Consider the following 15,941-nt stretch of genomic DNA (forward strand, 5'->3'; position numbering starts at 1 on the left):
AAGGCCGCCGCGCTGCCGCCGGCGGCCACTGGATCGCGCCGCTGATCGATGCGCGGCGCGGCCAGGCCTATTCGGCGCTGTTCGCTGCACCAGCGCCGGGCGGCCTGCCGGAGCGTCTCGAACCCGACGCGATCCGGCTGATGGACGGGTGGGCCGACGAGCTGAAGCGGCAGCTGGAGCAGCTGCCCGCAGAGGAACGGCCGGCCCGCCTCTGGTTCGTGGGCGAGACCGAGAAGCATGAGGCGGCGATCGCGCCGCTGATCGCCGCCTTCGGCGAGCTCGTCCAGCTCGTGCCTTACGAGCTGGAGGGCGCATGGGTTGGCATCGCCGGCGTGGCGCGCACCGCGCTGCCGGCGGACGATGTCCATGCGCTGGAGCCAAACTATACGCAGCTGGCCGAAGCCGAAGCCAAACGGCTGCGGAACGCTTAAGGCGAGGGGGCGGCGAAGCTGGAACAAGATCTGGAACAAGATATCGTATTCCGCAACATGACGCTCGCAGATTTGCCGGACGTCATGGTGATCGAACATGAATCGTTTACGCTTCCGTGGAGTGAGGAAGCGTTTCGTAACGAGTTAACGCATAACCATTTTGCACGGTATCAAATCATGGAATATCGCGGCGAACCGATTGGATATGCCGGGATGTGGACGATCCTCGATGAGGCCCATATCACGAACATTGCTGTTCGTACCGCTTATCGCGGGCATCATCTCGGGGAGAAGCTGCTGCGTCGGATGATGGACTGGGCCATAGAGCTGGGGATGGTCCGGATGACGCTGGAGGTGCGGGTATCCAATGTTGTTGCCCGCTCACTTTATCAGAAAATGGGCTTTACCCCGGCAGGCGTGCGGAAAGGGTATTATTCCGATAATCATGAAGATGCAATCATAATGTGGTGCGAGCTGCCAAGGTCGCAGTCGGAAACCGGGGAAGGAAGCGAAGGTTTGTGGTGAAGCAAGAGCAAGATGTGTATATTTTGGCGGTGGAGACGAGCTGTGACGAAACCTCAGCCGCCGTGGTGAAGAACGGAACGGAGGTGCTGAGCAACCTGATCGCCAGTCAGATTGAAACGCACCGGGCGTTTGGCGGCGTGGTGCCGGAGGTCGCTTCGCGCAAGCATGTCGAGAGCATTACGCGAATGCTGGAGGAAGCGGTACAGGAGGCGGGGATTGCGCCGGAATCGTTGTCGGCGATCGCCGTGACGGAAGGGCCGGGTTTGGTCGGCGCTCTGCTCGTTGGCATCATGGCAGCCAAGAGCCTCGCGTTCGCCTGGGATAAGCCCCTGATTGGCGTTCATCATATTGCTGGTCACATCTACGCCAATCGGTTGAAGGCAGAGATGGTGTATCCGTCCATGGCGCTCGTAGTATCGGGCGGTCATACCGAGCTGGTGCTGATGGAGCGGGAAGGAAGCTTCCGTCTGCTTGGACGGACGCGCGATGATGCCGTCGGTGAAGCTTACGACAAGGTGGCTCGGGCGCTGGGCTTCCCGTATCCCGGCGGTCCCTTCGTGGACAAGCTGGCTGCGGAAGCGGAGGAAGCCGAAGAGCTGCCGCGGGCTTGGCTGGAGCCGGATTCTTACGATTTCAGCTTAAGCGGACTCAAATCGGCCGTACTGAACGCGGTGAATCAGCACAAAATGCGCGGGGAGGACGGCTACCAAGCAGCGATTGCTCGCGGATTCCAAGAGTCGGTCATCGAAGTGCTGGTGGAAAAAGCGATCCGCGCGGTCAAGGCAACCGGCTCCCGCCAACTGCTGCTCTGCGGGGGCGTCGCTGCGAATCGCGGGCTGCGTGCGGCACTGACCGAGCGCTGTGAGCGCGAAGGCATCGCTTTGTTGATCCCACCGCTGAAGTATTGTACCGACAACGCCGCGATGATTGGCGCTGCCGCCTATTTGAAATGGCGCAGCGCTGAATTTTCCGATCTGGAGCTGAAAGCGGAGCCTTCCCTTTCGCTGGAGGGCTGGTCTGTCAGCCAGGGGTAGGTTCAACCGAGCCATCGCAAAACAAAAGGCCGGACAGTTTGTCCAGCCTTTTTCTTATTTGATTCCTGGGATCACCAGGTTTTATAAACGTTGTCGTTTTCCTGTTTGGTGTTATTTTTGGCAGAAGGGGTTGTTTCGGGATTCGCCGTCGCCGTTGTTGCCGCAGTTTCTTTCAATGCGGCGTTGTCGACCTTGTCCGCTCCGCCCATTTTGCTGGTTCCTTCAAACACGCTGCCTTCTTCAATGGAGAGGGAGGAGGCGACCATGTTCCCGAACAGCTTGCCTTTCGATGTGATGGACAGCTTGTTCTTCGCATGGACGTTGCCGTTGACGGTACCGGCGATGATGATATTGCGGGCTAAAATATTGGAATGGACCACGCCCTTCTCCCCAACCGTCACATCTCCTTCGCACTCGATATCGCCGGTGATTTGTCCTTCGATGCGCACGCCGGCATCCGAGCGGATTTTTCCTTCAAAAATACTGCCTTCCCCGATCAGCGTATCTGTCGTGTTTGGGTCCAGCTTCACGGATTTGGTATTATTCCTTAACTTCATGAATTAATCTTCCTCTCCGGGTTTTCTAAGGTAATCGGCCGGGTCGACCGTACTGCCGTTCTTAACGACCTCAATATGCAGATGGGGGCCGGTGCTGCGGCCAGTGGAGCCCAGCTCCGCAATGATGTCGCCTTGTTTGACGGTGTCGCCCACTTTGGTCAATATTTTGCTCAAATGCATATAGTTGGTTTTTAAGCCCGAGGGATGCGAAATCGTAATATAGTTGCCGCGAGCACTGGTGCGTCCGGTTTCAATGACTTTGCCGTTGGCTGCAGCATAAATGGGATCGCCGATACTTCCCCCGATGTCCATACCGGCATGCTTCGTTAACCTCCCGGTAAACGGATCTTCCCGTTCCCCATATTCGGAGGTAATTCGAGTGGATACCGTAGGCCAATAGGTTGGCAAGATCGCCATCAGCGCCTTGTATTCCTCGACGGCTACCTTGGTCTGCTCCAGCCGCTGCTGTAAGCCGGGCATCTCATTTAAGGAGGTCATAATGCTCTCCTTCGTCTCCTGAACGAGATTCGCGATGTCCTGATCGGTCAGCGGAATTGATTCTCCGCCAACTCCGCCTTCGGCAGTGAGAGAGGTCTTCGCTGGAGCGTTGGCAGCGGCTGCGGTTTTGTCCTTCTTTTTGCCGGTGCCGCCGTTCGTAAGCGATTGAAGCTCGGCTTCCAATTGCTCAAGCTCGCTCATCTTCGACTCGATCGATTTCGATTTTTCCGACAGCTCCATCAGTTCGTTTAACAGCCGGTCAATCTCCTGTTCCTTGTTCACGACGGTGTTCCTGAACTGGTTCGACGAATCTGACAACTGGGCTTCTAGCGTCCCGATCCGGTTCGTATGGGTGCGGTTCATCGCATAGAGAACCAGTACCGAAGTGAGCAGCACCGCTGTGGCGGCCAAAACGGCCAGTAAGTAGAACAAGCGAAATTTGAAACGGAACACGGGGCTGGTACCTTCCGGTACAACGAGCAGCGTGTAACGCCGGTTCACGTTCTTTTTGAATCGAAACTTCATTTCTTCCTCCTGATCTTCTTGAGTTGAGCCTGTTATGATGTAGGACCAAGATCATACCTAATTAATGCCAATACAACTATTTCGGCAAATTGTGGCAAATCCCTTTTTCATTTTAAAAAAAATTGTAACTATTTTCACGGGGGAAGCAGGATTTTGTCGAAGGGAAGCGAAAAGAGAAATGATTGGAAATGACTTGTTTCCTATAGGTGAGGAGGTAATTATGATCAGAATTGCCGGAATCGACGTTGGCAATGACAGCGTTAAGGTAGTAGTTGACGGTTCGCAACAACCGATCATTATTCCGAGTATCGTTTCTCCCGGATATGATAGACATGTGCTGCAAGAAGAGGACTCTCCGCTGAAAGCGCTGGATGTTCGAGTCTATAGCCCTAAATTAAAGCGAAACAACCAGCGGTATTTTGTAGGCCTGTTGGCGATGGAGGACCAGGACAACTCGGAGCTGGAGGAAACGGACAACAAGGCGACCAGCGACCAGTCTCTGGTCGTAGCGCTGACCGCGCTAGCCTATGCGGCCCTTGCCGGGCAGACCTATCCGACTACGGGCGCCGGAATCGAAGAGGTGGAATACATCCTGGGCACGGGATTGCCGGTCCGCACGTATGTAGCCTTCCATCAAGCGTTCGAAGAGCGGTTAACCGGGGAGCATGAAGTGACGTTCTTGTCCACGCCGGAGCTGCGGGGGCGCACGGTACGTATTAACATCCGTCGTACGATCGTTTCGGTCGAAGGTGCGGCCGCTTTGTTCCATTTGGCTACCAATGATACGCTTCAAATGCGGAATGAAGAGCTGCAAAACGGCTGCATCGGGATTTGTGAAATCGGCGCTTTGACCACGGACTTCCCGGTGGTGAAGCGGATGAATATCGATAATCAGTTCAGTACTGGCGAACAGTTTGGCCTCGCTACCTATCTGGATTCGATTATTCGCGATGTGGAGGACCAGTTCGGTTATCGCTTCCCGAGCCGTACGAAGCTGATCGGGCGCATTCGCAACCGTGAGTTCGTCATTCAAAGAGTAGGGGAAGGACAAGCGGATATTCGTCCGATCGTGGATATGTATTTCAGCCGGGCGGCGCAGAAGTTGGTGGATCTGATCCGCAAGCGGTGGAAGAAATACCCGGATATCGAGTGCTTCTACGTCCTGGGCGGCGGCGCAGCAGCGTTGAAATCGTACCTGATCGAAGCGGCTGGCCCGATGCGTCTGCGGTTTGAAGAGAACAGTGAGATTCTGAACGTAATGGGTTACTTGAAGCTGGCTAAGAACAAGGCTGGCCAACAACCTAACCCGGCGTAAGCAACGGAGTTTTGTTCCGGCGGTGAAAGGACCGCCGGATTTTTTATGCGAAAAATCGAGCACAATAGGGCGGAGTAGAGGGCATATTCTTTAAATTTCATCCTTCAGGTATAATAAGGAAAAACCGAAGGAGGCTGGGAGCTTTGAGCTACAAAAATGCCTTTATTCGCGTATCAGCCGATTGTCCCGTCGACCGCGGGATTGTCCCGGTGTCGACAAGAGCTGCAAAACCAGCCCATCTGATTCAATATGAGCTGCTCTCCCAAGCTCCGTACCGGTACAATCATGAGGAACTGCTGTTCGAGGTCCATATCCGTCACAAGCAGATTCCGGAGACGATCGTTCGGGAACGCCGAGAAGAGATCTGGGAGGAGCTGTTCAGCAAGTCTCACCCCTGCCTGCGGGCTTCGATGCTCCCTAAGAAATATGGCTGGGGTGTTCATTACGATGAGCAAGGGAAGATTGCGATCTATGGCATGGAATCGCCGGAGTACCAACGGTTTGCTGCCTCAACCGAGCTTCAGCAGCTGAATGCAATGAGGTCGAGCCGGAAGTAAACTAGCTATAGTCGGCAAACATTAGAGCCGTTGTGGAGGGATTGGAATGGGGAAAATGTTTGATTCGCTGCTGCCGGAACATGAAGCTTTTATTCACCGGCAGCATCTCTTTTTTGTGGGCTCCGCACCGCTAAGTGCCGAGGGGCATGTGAACCTGTCGCCCAAAGGGTATGATGCGTTGCGGATTCTTTCGCCTAACGAGGTTGCTTATTTGGATTTGACGGGCAGTGGGAACGAGACGGCAGCCCATCTGATGGAGAATGGCCGGATAACGATCATGTTTGCCGCCTTTGAAGGCCAACCGCTGATTTTGCGTTTATATGGTAAAGGCCGGGTGTCTCTACCGGGATCGGAGGAGTGGGATCGGCTTGAGGGACTTTTTCCTAAATTGAATGGAGCACGTCAAATCATTCTGGTGTCCGTCTACGGCGTTCAAACCTCCTGCGGCTTTGGCGTTCCGCTGTTCAGCTATGAAGGGGATCGCGAAACCTTAATCAAATGGGCAGATAACAAAGGCGACACCGGGCTAGCGGATTACCGCCGCCAGAAGAACGCGGTCAGCTTGGACGGCTTGCCGTCGTCTTTTGCGGAATAAAGTATATAGGAGAGATAAAACATGGTGGAGGAAATTCAAGGGGAATTGTACACAGTGGAGACGCTGCGGGCGGATTTGAAGGCGCTGGGCGTAAAGGAAGGCACCACGTTGCTTGTTCATTCCTCGTTTAAATCGTTAGGAAAATGGGTGTGCGGTGGTCCGACGGCGGTTGTGCTCGCTTTGGAGGCAGCGCTTGGGGAGCAAGGCACCTTGGTGATGCCTACCCATTCCAACGACCTTGGCGATCCGTCCCGCTGGCAGAATCCGCCGGTACCTCAGGCATGGTGGGATACGATCCGTGAGCAGATGCCGGCATACGATCCCGATCTGACTCCGCTGTGGTACATGGGCGTCATTCCGGACACCTTTCGTCGGCAGCAAGGTACAATACGCAGCGGTCATCCGCAGGTGTCGTTTGCGGCAAGAGGCCGCGAGGCGCTGAAGATCACCGCCGATCACGGTTTGGAGTATGGGCTCGGTGAGCGCTCGCCGCTGGCGCGAATTTACGAGCTGGGTGGAGAAGTTTTGCTGCTTGGTGTAGGGCACGAAAACAATACGTCGATCCATTTGGCGGAATGTCGGGCGAACTATCCAGGCAAACAGATCTACACGGCTAAGGCCCCGATGCGGGTTCATGGGGAAAGACGCTGGGTAGAGTTTACCGAGCTGGAGTACAATTCGGATGATTTTGAGCGGTTGGGCGCCGACTTTGCGCGGGACACCGGGTTGGTGAAGCAGGGACAAGTTGCCGGGGCTACTGCGCTCCTGATGCCTCAACGGGAGCTGGTGGATTATGCAGTAGGATGGCTGGAGCGCCATCGGACTTCATAAATTACGGGTTATTCCGTGGTGAAGTAGAAAAAGAACAACGGATACTGCTCCAATACGATCGAATTGTGTTCCAGTTCCCGTTTTATTGGTACAGCTGTCCGCCTCTGCTGAAGAAGTGGTTTGACGATGTCCTGACTTTCGGCTGGGCTTATGGCCCTGGGGGAGAGAACCTGCTTGGCAAAGAGTTTATGCTCGCCATTATGACTGGCGGAACGGAAGTCAGCTACAGGTCAGGCGGCGATAACTCGTCTACGATCAGCGAGTTCTTGCGACCGATCGAAAAAACGTTAGCCCGATGCAACGGAACCCTGCTTCCGGCATTCGTGGCTTATGGTGTCAAGCGTGCGAGTGCGGCGGAGTTGGCCGAAACGGCCGCAAAGTACATGGAATTCATCCGGTCCCCCCGAGCCGTGCTCGTCCATTGATTTTAAAAAAGGGACCGTCCTGAAGAGGTCAGAAGCGCTCTTCGGGACGGTCCCTCTAATTTAGCTTGAGGATCATGTTCTGCTGGGTATAACGATAATTAATGTGATGAATCCTCGTCGATTCCGTATTCGACCTCAAGGTCCCAACCCAGCATCCCGCCTAGAAAATTGTGAACCCGTTCAAAGCCCTGCGCCTGCAAGAAACTGGCAACTTCATAGCTGCGTGAACCGCTGCGGCACACAAACACATATTCCTGCTTCGGATCGAGCTCATCCATCCGCTCCGGAATGTCCCCCATCGGGATCAGGGGAATCCCGGGAATATGGCCGGCTTCATACTCGAATGGTTCACGCACATCGATTACGATCGTCTCGTTGGCGGGATCCTGAAGCAAGGCGTGCAATTCGTCCTTATCGATATGGGAGATGCCTCCGATCATTTGGGGCATGGTATCAGTCCTCTTTTCCATGAGTAGGATAGTTTCTTCTTTCGTTTAACCTCCGGCACCTGTCGGCTCGTCAAATATCCCCATGCTCAAGTATCTCTCTCCGGTATCCGGTGCGATGCATAATACGCGTTTGCCTGGGCCTAAACGTCTGGCCAATTGGATCCCCGCCCAGACCGATGCCCCGGACGACGGTCCAACTAGGATGCCTTCGCGAGCGGCCAAGCGCCGGGTCGTTTCCAGGGCATCCTCATCGCTGACTTGGACGATCTCGTCATAGATGGCGGTATTCAGCACCGGCGGGATAAACCCGGGGCTGGTTCCCACCAGCTTGTGCGGGCCCGGTTCTCCGCCGGAGAGCACTGGAGATCCTTGCGGCTCAACGACGGTGATATGAAGGTTTGGGATCTTACTCCGCAAATATTCCCCGGTTCCGGTAATCGTGCCGCCTGTCCCAGCCGTGGCGACAAACCCGTCGAGCCGGCCTTCCATTTGCTGCACGATCTCCGGCCCGGTTGTCAGCCGGTGGATGTCTGGATTTGCCGGGTTCTGGAACTGCTGCGGCATAAAGCTGCCGGGGATCTGGGCCAGCAGCTCTTTGGCTCTGGCAATCGCCCCGGGCATCCGCTGGGCTGCAGGCGTGAGCACGACCTCAGCTCCGTATGCCTCCAGCAAGCGAATCCGTTCCTTTGTCATGTTGTCCGGCATGACCAGAATGATCCGGTACCCCTTGGCTGCGGCGTTCATCGCCAGCCCAATCCCCGTATTCCCGCTGGTCGGCTCAATAATCGTAGCGCCGGGGGCGAGCCGGCCTGCTTGTTCAGCCGTCCGCAGCATATGGGCAGCCGCCCGGTCTTTGACGCTTCCGCTCGGATTGGCAAACTCCAGCTTGACGTAGACGTCTGCTTCCTGCGGTGAGACGAGCCGGTTTAATTTGACGACCGGAGTCTCGCCGATCAGCTCGGTGACGTTTTGGACTGTTTTACGAGTCATGGCGGTTTGGCCCCTATCTCTAAAATTTAAAGTTATTTTATTATTCTACCCGGGAACCTCCTATGGTTTCAAGCAAGCGCCTTTTAAGAGCAGAATAAAGCCGGGTAACCCAACGTATGGGGCCCGGCAGATTCGGATTGAGTTAGATTGAAGTGTTCGCTTTACCAAGTGGATAAAGCGGTCCGTTTCCAAGTGTCTTTGGCCACGCAGATGTATATATAGTTCTCATCCCAAGCGATATCTCCAGGATTCCCCGGAGCCTTGGAGGAAGCCGGAGTGTGGGATTCGCGAATACGGATGCGATCCCCTTGGATATCCAAGGCGCTTTGTGGGTCGTCTGTGCCGATGCCAACTTGGCCGTTCTCCCGTTTGACCGTAAGCACGCTGTCGATCGCTTCTCCTTCGTCTGAATAACGGATCAGGTTAAAATCCGCTCCAGCGTTATTGCCGCTAAGCTCAGCGCTGTTGGCGCGCAGGCTCCAAAGCGGAGTCGTGGCATTATCCTTACCGGTGACGGCGAATTGCACGTCCCGATTGCCTTCGCCAGCTACCCGCAAAATGCCGTCCATGACGTTGAAGTTGGACGAATGGGTACGAATCTCCGCAACGTCGGTATCATAAGGAATCTCCAGGCGGGTAAACAGCTGATCTTTATATTCCCCAGTCGGCGACATCGTGGTTTCAATCGAAATATGCTTATGATCATGTTGTTCCGGATTGTTCGCTTTATCATGCGAGATAATCGCGGTTTTGTCTTTGCCTTGCTCATCGGCCCAGGCGATAGCCGGTTTGGCGCGGTCTCCTGTCCATTGAAGACGAATCAGGTCGGACAGATGACCTTCACTTTCGATCCATTGCTTATTCGTTGACAGATGAAGCCGTTCATTTTCCGGAAGGGCCAGCCCTCCGCCAGGCAGCTTGGATTCCGTAAAAGGGGAAGTCGTGGAAGAAGCGCCTTTGGATGTGCCAAGCATTTGGCATCCTCCCACAAAGATGAGGCTGACGCCTAGTGCGGCGATTGAAGCGCATTTGACAAATTTCATTCCATTCTCTCCTTTTCGGTGAATATTTGACGGCGTATGTGTTTTTTCGGCCGCAACTCTATTAGAGATCATAAAGATTTTAAAATGGGCAGGGCAATAGGCATTTCGAATGGTTTCAAAGGGCGTGAAGCCGAGATGATAGCGAAATGGAAGAAAAATGGGAGGGAAGCATCAGAAGCTTGGGATGGTTGGGAAGCAAAGCATGAGCTTGGAGAAAGTTGAGGAGATAGACCTAAGACGAAAGTTTTGTCAAGTTGTGGACAAGGTTATCCACAGCTTGTTAGCTTTCTTTGCGAAAATTGGATGAAAGCGCGGTGTGTCGGTCGATGAATCTGGTTTCAGAAAACGATAAGTTATATTTTCAGAAAACTGTGGATAATGTGAATAATTTAGTGGATAAAACTAGCATGCGACAAAAAACGACGATATCCCTGCAAAAAAACGGCCCAGCGGGCCGTTTTGAAGTATCAACGATTCTGCATAATGGGGATAAAGTTGTGAATAACTTGAACGAGAAAAAATGAACATTTGCTAAAAATTTGTGAGCCTACCCCTCGGCCAGCGCTTCCCATTCCTCATATGCGGAGGAAAGCTGCTCTTTCCGACGGTCAATCTCGTCTTGTCGCTCTTGAACTGCGGTATAGTCCTGATACACCTCAGGAAGGGCCAGTTCGCTTTCGAGTTGGGCGATTTCATCCTCCAACTTGGAGATCAACGCCTCCAGCTGCTCGATGCGGCGTTGGCGGTTTCGTTCCTCCCGTTTGGCCTGCTTATCGGCTTCATAGGAAGCAGCACCGGACTTGGCGGCAGGTGCCTCCGGCTCGGCCTGCTTCTGAGCGGAATTTACGGACACCTTCGCAGTTCCATTTATCGCCTGATCGGCGGCGAGTTCAGCCAGCTCCTGTTTTTTCGCCAAATAATCATCATAATTACCCAGGAAATGTTCTGCCCCGTTCGGATGCAATTCGACAATCCGCTCGGCCATCTTGTTCAGGAAGTAACGGTCATGGGAGATGAACAGGAGCGTTCCATCGTATTCCATTAATGCGGACTCCAGCACTTCCTTGCTGAATAGGTCTAAATGGTTGGTCGGTTCGTCCAGAATCAGGACGTTGGCTTTTAGCAGCATCAGCTTGGCCAGCGCCACCCGAGCTTTCTCACCGCCGCTTAACGCCGCTACTTTCTTAAGCACGTCGTCACCGCTGAACAGGAAATTGCCCAGTACGCTGCGAATTCGGGCTTCTTCGATATGTGGAAATGCGCTCCACACTTCCTCCAATACGGTGTTGGCCGGGTTCAGATGCGTTTGCTCCTGGTCGTAATAGCCAATCTTGACCTTAGCTCCCCAGGTAATGGTCCCATCGGTTGGCTTCAGCTCACCAGTCAGAATTTTTAATAAGGTAGATTTCCCGATCCCGTTTGGTCCGATCAAAGCAACGGTTTCGCCGCGGTACAGGTCGAAGTTGACGTCTTGGAACAGCGGTTTGGACTTGTCCGCAAACGCGTAGGACAGGCCGTTGACGTGCAGTACTTCTTTCCCCGTCATCACTTCGGCTTCGAAGGAGAAGCTTGCGCGTTTTGGGTCGCCGAGCGGACGATCGAGAACTTCCATCTTCTCTAACGCTTTACGTCGGCTTTGCGCCCGTTTCGTTGTGGAAGCTCGAACGATGTTCTTCTGAATAAATGCTTCCATCCGGGCGATTTCATCCTGTTGTTTCTCATATTGCTTCAGCTGGCTTTCGTACTCCGCCGCCTTCAACTCGATATACCGGCTGTAGTTGCCTGTGTAGCGGCGCGATTGATGGCGTTCAATCTCCACGATGGCTGTGACGAGCCGATCTAAGAAATACCGGTCATGCGAGACGACCAGCAGGGCGCCGGAATAATTGCGCAAGTAGTCTTCAAGCCAGGTTAACGTTGCGATATCAAGGTGGTTGGTTGGTTCGTCCAACATCAGCAGGTCAGGGGCCTGAAGCAGGATTCGGGCAAGGGCGAGCCGGGTTTTCTGTCCGCCGCTTAATGTTGCGATAGGTGTGTCCGGTGGAAAATCGCCAAATCCCATGCCGTGCAGTACCATACGGATGCGAGTTTCCATTTCATAGCCGCCGTGGTCTTTGAACCAGTCGGATTTCAGCGCATAGCGGTCAAGCAATTCCTGATGCGCTTTCTCATCCCGGGCCAGTTCCGGATCAGCAATCTGTTCTTCCATTCGGCGCAGCTCACGTTCCGTTTCGATGAGCGGGGCGAACACCGCCAGCATCTCTTCCCAGATGGTGCGATCCGATTGCAATCCGCTGTTTTGCGCTAAGTATCCGATCGTCGTTTCTTTGGCTTTGAAAATTTGTCCCCCATCATAAGAGAGTTCGCCGGCTAAAATTTGCAGAAACGTCGATTTGCCCGCACCGTTGACGCCTACAAGACCGATCCGGTCCCGTTCAAGCACCTGAAGGTTTATGCCTTCCAGCACGGGGGTCACGCCGTATAATTTTGTAATGTTCGAAGCTTGAAGCAGCATAACGGTTTCGATCCTCCAAAAAAAGATTTGCAGTCCGTGCATGATAAATGTGATAGATTTGGTGAAACACGTACCTTCAGTGTACATGAAACCAACGCGAAATGCATCGCTGATTGCTTGAAAGTTCAGCTTTTGCAAAGCGGATGCATTAGTTTTCATTTTGATATAACAATGATACACTAAGGAAGAGATCAGCCGGGTTCGTCCAAGCCACTTGAACGAAGGCCGGCTAATGGAAGGCAGGAGCGGAAAGGGAGGTTTCATATGGAGCCAACGGATGCCAAAAAAGAGCTGCGCCAGCGGATGTTGGCGGTTCGCGCCGAAATCCCGGAAGCTTCCCGTACGGAACAATCCTTGGCCGCCAGCCGAATGGCGGAGCTGGAGGTACTAAGCCCCTTGCGGGCGCAGAGCGGCGGGAAATTAAACGTATTCTGCTACGTTTCTTTCCGGGATGAGCCGAATACGCTGGCCTTCATGGACAGCTGCCAGGCCCAAGGAGACCGGTTGCTTGTGCCGAAGATTGGTGCGCAGCGCAGCCTAACGTTGCATGAGGTGACCGGAATGGCTGACTTAGTGCCAGGTACCTGGGGGATTCTGGAGCCGGCTGCGCATACGGTCATCTGGCCTCCCGAGCTCTATCCCGAGATCGATGTGATTGTGGTTCCGGGGCTGGCTTTTGATCTGAAGGGAGGGCGCATCGGATTTGGCGGCGGGTATTACGATCGCCTGATCGACGAATTGGCTCGCCGCAGCGGCGGCTTAAACCAGGTTGTCCTCGGCGCCCTCGCCCTGGAAGAGCTGATCCTGCCGGAGGCGATCCCGATGGAATCGCATGACTTCCGCTTGGATCTGCTGTTTACGGCAAAAGGAACGATATATATGAAGGAAAGTAGTGATAAGCTTGGCAAACTCGGAATCAGGGCAAGGCATGACGCATTTTAATGAACAAGGACGCGCCCGGATGGTGGACATTTCCGGGAAATCAGCAACCGTTCGCGTCGCCGTGGCAGAGACGAAAATCACCATGCTCCCATCCACCCTCGAGGCGATTAAGGAAGGTCGGATTGGCAAAGGGGATGTGCTCGCCGTCGCCCAGGTCGCTGGGATTCAAGGGGCCAAACGGACGTCCGATTGGATTCCGATGTGTCACCCGCTGGCGCTCACCGGCGTCAACATTACGTTTGGCGACAATGGACGGGACGAGCTGTATATTGAAGCCACGGTGAAGACGGAAGGCAAGACCGGCGTGGAGATGGAGGCGCTCACCGCGGTGTCGGCTGCGGCGCTGACCGTGTATGACATGTGCAAAGCGCTGCAAAAGGACATGGTTATCGGTCCGACGCTGCTGCGTTCGAAATCCGGCGGCAAAAGCGGAGATTATGTGCGTTCGTAATATTTGCGGCGGCTGTTAGATTTTGATATAGATAAAGAAGATAAGCTTGCAGTTGAAAATCAGCATGAATCGACATGATCCGGCATTACGTTGGACTTCAAAGGGAGTTCCTATATGGATGAGGAGGGTGACTTCATGGTTTGGAAAACAGCGATCCTTACCGCCAGCGACAAAGGAGCAAGGGGAGAACGTGAAGATACGAGCGCCCAAGTAATCCGTGAGCTGGTGGAGGAAGAATTGGGCGGCGAGATCGTGGAATACCGGATTGTCCCCGATGAACCGGATGAAATTATCGCCGCATTGATTGAAATGACCGATTATTTTCACGCTGATTTGGTGCTGACAACAGGGGGGACGGAGCTGGCGATTCGGGACGTGACGCCGGAAGCCACCCGCCGGGTAATCGAACGTGAAGTGCCCGGGATGGCAGAGGCCATGCGGTACCGATTAATGCAGAAGAACCCTGCGGCGATGTTGTTCCGGGGAATCGTGGGCATTCGCGGACGGACGCTGATTGTGAACTTGCCGGGAACGCCTAAAGGAGTGCATGAAAATTTGGCAGCGATCATGGATCAACTGCCGGAAGCGCTGCTGATGGTAACGGGACAATTCCGTTTATAGTTCGATGTTCTGTTCGTTACACAATTACGGGACTTATTTTTCTACTACTTCGCGAAGTTGTTAAAGAAATAGACTGTAACTGTGATATTCGTTATGGTATGATGTGGGCGAGTGATTTTTATTGGAAGACCTTGTCGATTTCAATGCTGTAACGAAAGGAGATTTCCCATGGGCGCAGGCGGATTTTTGTTGATTGTGATCGCGGCGTTGCTGTTATTTGGTCCAAATAAATTACCTGATCTGGGGCGGGCGGTTGGACGCACGTTCCGTGAATTCAAGGAGGCTACCCGGGATATCGTTGATGATCAGCCGGAAGCCAGAAGAGCGGAGCCCGCACCGCAACCACAGGTAGAGGGTCCCAAACCGGACGACCGCCGTCTTCCCGAATAATCGGGAGCAGCCAATCAGTTGCATAGACGTAACCTTGATCCCTTCCTTAGCGGAGGGATTTTGCTTGAGATGGGAAGGGAAGCCCGGCGGGGAAAGGAGAACCTGAGATGTCGGAGAAAGACAAAGCGCAAAGTCTCGTAGATCATTTAACCGAATTGCGGCGGCGATTGGTAGCGGTTTGCATCGTGTTTGTCGTGGTGCTGGTGGCGGCTTTTTTCGTCGTTGATCCGATCTATCACTTCTTGACGAGAAACGCCCTATCCGGCGTGACCATCGAATTGAACGCGTTTTCGTTCTGGGACGGCGTTGGCGTGTATATGAAAATTGCGATGTTGGTTGCCTTTGGGATCACGCTGCCCTTTACGTTGTACCAGGTATGGGCGTTTGTCAGCCCCGGCTTGAAGCCCCAGGAACGCCGAGCGACCGCGAGGTATATCCCGTATGTGTTCGTCTTTTTTCTGGCAGGTCTGGCCTTTGGTTACTATGTGGTATTCCCGCTGGCGATGACGTTCACCGGTTCATTAAATAAAGAGCTGGGACTCGTCGAGACCTACGGAATGGCGGACTATTTCAAATTTCTGACCAATATCGTGCTGCCGATTTCGTTGTTGTTCGAGCTGCCGTTGATTATTTTGTTTCTGACGCAGCTGCGAATCTTAACGCCGATGCGGCTGAAGAAGATGCGCCGGGTCGCGTATTTCGCACTTGTGGTCATCTCGGTGATGATCACGCCGGCGGATTTGTTCTCTGCCTTCCTGGTGCTGATCCCGCTGATTCTGCTTTATGAGCTGAGCGTGCTCTTGTCCAAACGGGTATATGCGAAGCAGCAGGCGGCGGATGCGGCACGAGCGGAAATGTATAAATGAAAGAACGCGCCTTTGCGTAAGTGGGGCGCGTTTTTCTTTTGGCCGGGCAGGGCTTGGCTTGGTTGGCGAGTGCTGTGTGGGCGGCAGTAGTGGAGGAGGAGTCGCCGTCCAGCGCGCGAGAAAGCCCTGTAGCCTGAGCGAGCCGCTGCCATGTAAGCGAGTCGATCTCGCGGTGAGGGGGCCGCTGACTCGGTGAGGGAACTTGTGTGCGTTGATGGGCTCCGGCGAACACCGTTGAGGCGAACCTGTGCGCTAACGCTTGCCAGCAACGCTATTGGGCCCAAAACGGGGGCGATGAGAATCTAACGCTGATGAGAGAGCTTATTTGCCCGTTTCGCCCTCGAAACGGGGCTATTTGGAGTAAATAAGCTCGCTGGCAAG

General features: G+C 54.0%; 18 protein-coding genes and 1 pseudogene. 13 read left to right on the forward strand and 6 right to left on the reverse strand.

The window, feature by feature from the left end; genetic code table 11:
- The 3 genes and pseudogenes from PBA01S_RS22760 to tsaD form a co-directional block, all read left to right on the forward strand.
- A pseudogene (locus tag PBA01S_RS22760) lies at positions 1 to 431 on the forward strand (tRNA (adenosine(37)-N6)-threonylcarbamoyltransferase complex dimerization subunit type 1 TsaB); the annotation flags it as partial.
- An 18-nt stretch (positions 432 to 449) separates the two neighbouring features.
- A complete protein-coding gene (gene rimI, locus PBA01S_RS09880; RefSeq protein ID WP_036625180.1) occupies positions 450 to 956 on the forward strand; it encodes a ribosomal protein S18-alanine N-acetyltransferase in 507 nt (168 codons plus the stop codon).
- Positions 950 to 1,990, forward strand: coding sequence for a tRNA (adenosine(37)-N6)-threonylcarbamoyltransferase complex transferase subunit TsaD (tsaD, locus tag PBA01S_RS09885; RefSeq protein ID WP_127575893.1), 1,041 nt, complete (start codon positions 950 to 952; stop codon positions 1,988 to 1,990). The genes rimI and tsaD overlap by 7 nt, the downstream gene beginning before the upstream one ends.
- A 71-nt stretch (positions 1,991 to 2,061) precedes the next feature.
- Here tsaD and PBA01S_RS09890 read toward each other — a convergent pair whose 3' ends face one another.
- Both PBA01S_RS09890 and PBA01S_RS09895 read right to left on the reverse strand, forming a co-directional pair.
- On the reverse strand, positions 2,062 to 2,547 hold the full coding sequence (locus PBA01S_RS09890; protein ID WP_016313187.1) for a bactofilin family protein: 486 nt from the start codon (positions 2,545 to 2,547) through the stop codon (positions 2,062 to 2,064).
- 3 nt (positions 2,548 to 2,550) lie between these two features.
- Positions 2,551 to 3,570 carry a M23 family metallopeptidase gene (locus PBA01S_RS09895; RefSeq protein WP_016313186.1) on the reverse strand — a complete coding sequence of 340 codons (1,020 nt, stop codon included), beginning with the start codon at positions 3,568 to 3,570 and terminating at the stop codon, positions 2,551 to 2,553.
- A gap of 220 nt (positions 3,571 to 3,790) precedes the next feature.
- On the opposite strand from PBA01S_RS09895, the gene PBA01S_RS09900 reads away from it, so the two are divergent.
- From PBA01S_RS09900 to PBA01S_RS09920, 5 genes are all read left to right on the forward strand, one after another.
- Positions 3,791 to 4,885: a ParM/StbA family protein gene (locus PBA01S_RS09900; protein WP_016313185.1), complete on the forward strand. Its 1,095-nt coding sequence runs from the start codon at positions 3,791 to 3,793 to the stop codon at positions 4,883 to 4,885.
- Positions 4,886 to 5,028: 143 nt separating this feature from the next.
- Positions 5,029 to 5,442 carry a DUF6157 family protein gene (locus PBA01S_RS09905; RefSeq protein WP_016313184.1) on the forward strand — a complete coding sequence of 138 codons (414 nt, stop codon included), beginning with the start codon at positions 5,029 to 5,031 and terminating at the stop codon, positions 5,440 to 5,442.
- Between the two features lie 46 nt (positions 5,443 to 5,488).
- Positions 5,489 to 6,037, forward strand: a complete 549-nt coding sequence (locus tag PBA01S_RS09910; protein WP_016313183.1) for a pyridoxamine 5'-phosphate oxidase family protein — start codon at positions 5,489 to 5,491, stop codon at positions 6,035 to 6,037.
- Positions 6,038 to 6,058: 21 nt separating this feature from the next.
- Entirely contained in the window at positions 6,059 to 6,868 is an 810-nt protein-coding gene (locus tag PBA01S_RS09915) for an AAC(3) family N-acetyltransferase (protein ID WP_127575894.1), read from the forward strand.
- Positions 6,841 to 7,293, forward strand: coding sequence for an NAD(P)H-dependent oxidoreductase (locus tag PBA01S_RS09920; protein ID WP_127575895.1), 453 nt, complete (start codon positions 6,841 to 6,843; stop codon positions 7,291 to 7,293). Before PBA01S_RS09915 ends, PBA01S_RS09920 begins: the two co-directional genes overlap by 28 nt.
- A gap of 98 nt (positions 7,294 to 7,391) precedes the next feature.
- Here PBA01S_RS09920 and PBA01S_RS09925 read toward each other — a convergent pair whose 3' ends face one another.
- The 4 genes from PBA01S_RS09925 to PBA01S_RS09940 all read right to left on the reverse strand — a co-directional run bounded on the left by PBA01S_RS09925 (position 7,392) and on the right by PBA01S_RS09940 (position 12,290).
- Positions 7,392 to 7,742, reverse strand: coding sequence for a rhodanese-like domain-containing protein (locus PBA01S_RS09925; RefSeq protein ID WP_255315328.1), 351 nt, complete (start codon positions 7,740 to 7,742; stop codon positions 7,392 to 7,394).
- Positions 7,743 to 7,787: 45 nt separating this feature from the next.
- Positions 7,788 to 8,732: a cysteine synthase A gene (cysK, locus tag PBA01S_RS09930; protein WP_085169890.1), complete on the reverse strand. Its 945-nt coding sequence runs from the start codon at positions 8,730 to 8,732 to the stop codon at positions 7,788 to 7,790.
- Positions 8,733 to 8,893: 161 nt separating this feature from the next.
- Positions 8,894 to 9,775, reverse strand: a complete 882-nt coding sequence (locus PBA01S_RS09935) for a hypothetical protein (RefSeq protein WP_127575897.1) — start codon at positions 9,773 to 9,775, stop codon at positions 8,894 to 8,896.
- 547 nt (positions 9,776 to 10,322) lie between these two features.
- Entirely contained in the window at positions 10,323 to 12,290 is a 1,968-nt protein-coding gene (locus PBA01S_RS09940; protein ID WP_085169909.1) for an ABC-F family ATP-binding cassette domain-containing protein, read from the reverse strand.
- 264 nt (positions 12,291 to 12,554) lie between these two features.
- Between PBA01S_RS09940 and PBA01S_RS09945 the strand changes: the two genes are divergently transcribed.
- From PBA01S_RS09945 to tatC, 5 genes are all read left to right on the forward strand, one after another.
- Positions 12,555 to 13,232 carry a 5-formyltetrahydrofolate cyclo-ligase gene (locus tag PBA01S_RS09945; protein ID WP_127575898.1) on the forward strand — a complete coding sequence of 226 codons (678 nt, stop codon included), beginning with the start codon at positions 12,555 to 12,557 and terminating at the stop codon, positions 13,230 to 13,232.
- Entirely contained in the window at positions 13,219 to 13,683 is a 465-nt protein-coding gene (gene moaC / locus PBA01S_RS09950) for a cyclic pyranopterin monophosphate synthase MoaC (protein WP_036701359.1), read from the forward strand. Before PBA01S_RS09945 ends, moaC begins: the two co-directional genes overlap by 14 nt.
- A 135-nt stretch (positions 13,684 to 13,818) precedes the next feature.
- A complete protein-coding gene (locus PBA01S_RS09955; RefSeq protein ID WP_009226288.1) occupies positions 13,819 to 14,304 on the forward strand; it encodes a MogA/MoaB family molybdenum cofactor biosynthesis protein in 486 nt (161 codons plus the stop codon).
- Between the two features lie 168 nt (positions 14,305 to 14,472).
- The gene (locus tag PBA01S_RS09960; RefSeq protein ID WP_016313173.1) at positions 14,473 to 14,694 is read left to right on the forward strand and encodes a twin-arginine translocase TatA/TatE family subunit; all 222 of its coding nucleotides are present in this window, start codon (positions 14,473 to 14,475) and stop codon (positions 14,692 to 14,694) included.
- Positions 14,695 to 14,801: 107 nt separating this feature from the next.
- The gene (gene tatC / locus PBA01S_RS09965; protein WP_016313172.1) at positions 14,802 to 15,560 is read left to right on the forward strand and encodes a twin-arginine translocase subunit TatC; all 759 of its coding nucleotides are present in this window, start codon (positions 14,802 to 14,804) and stop codon (positions 15,558 to 15,560) included.
- The last annotated feature ends 381 nt before the right edge of the window (positions 15,561 to 15,941 follow it).

It is taken from the genome of Paenibacillus barengoltzii NBRC 101215 (assembly GCF_004000745.1).
In the GTDB taxonomy this organism is placed as follows: domain Bacteria; phylum Bacillota; class Bacilli; order Paenibacillales; family Paenibacillaceae; genus Fontibacillus; species Fontibacillus barengoltzii.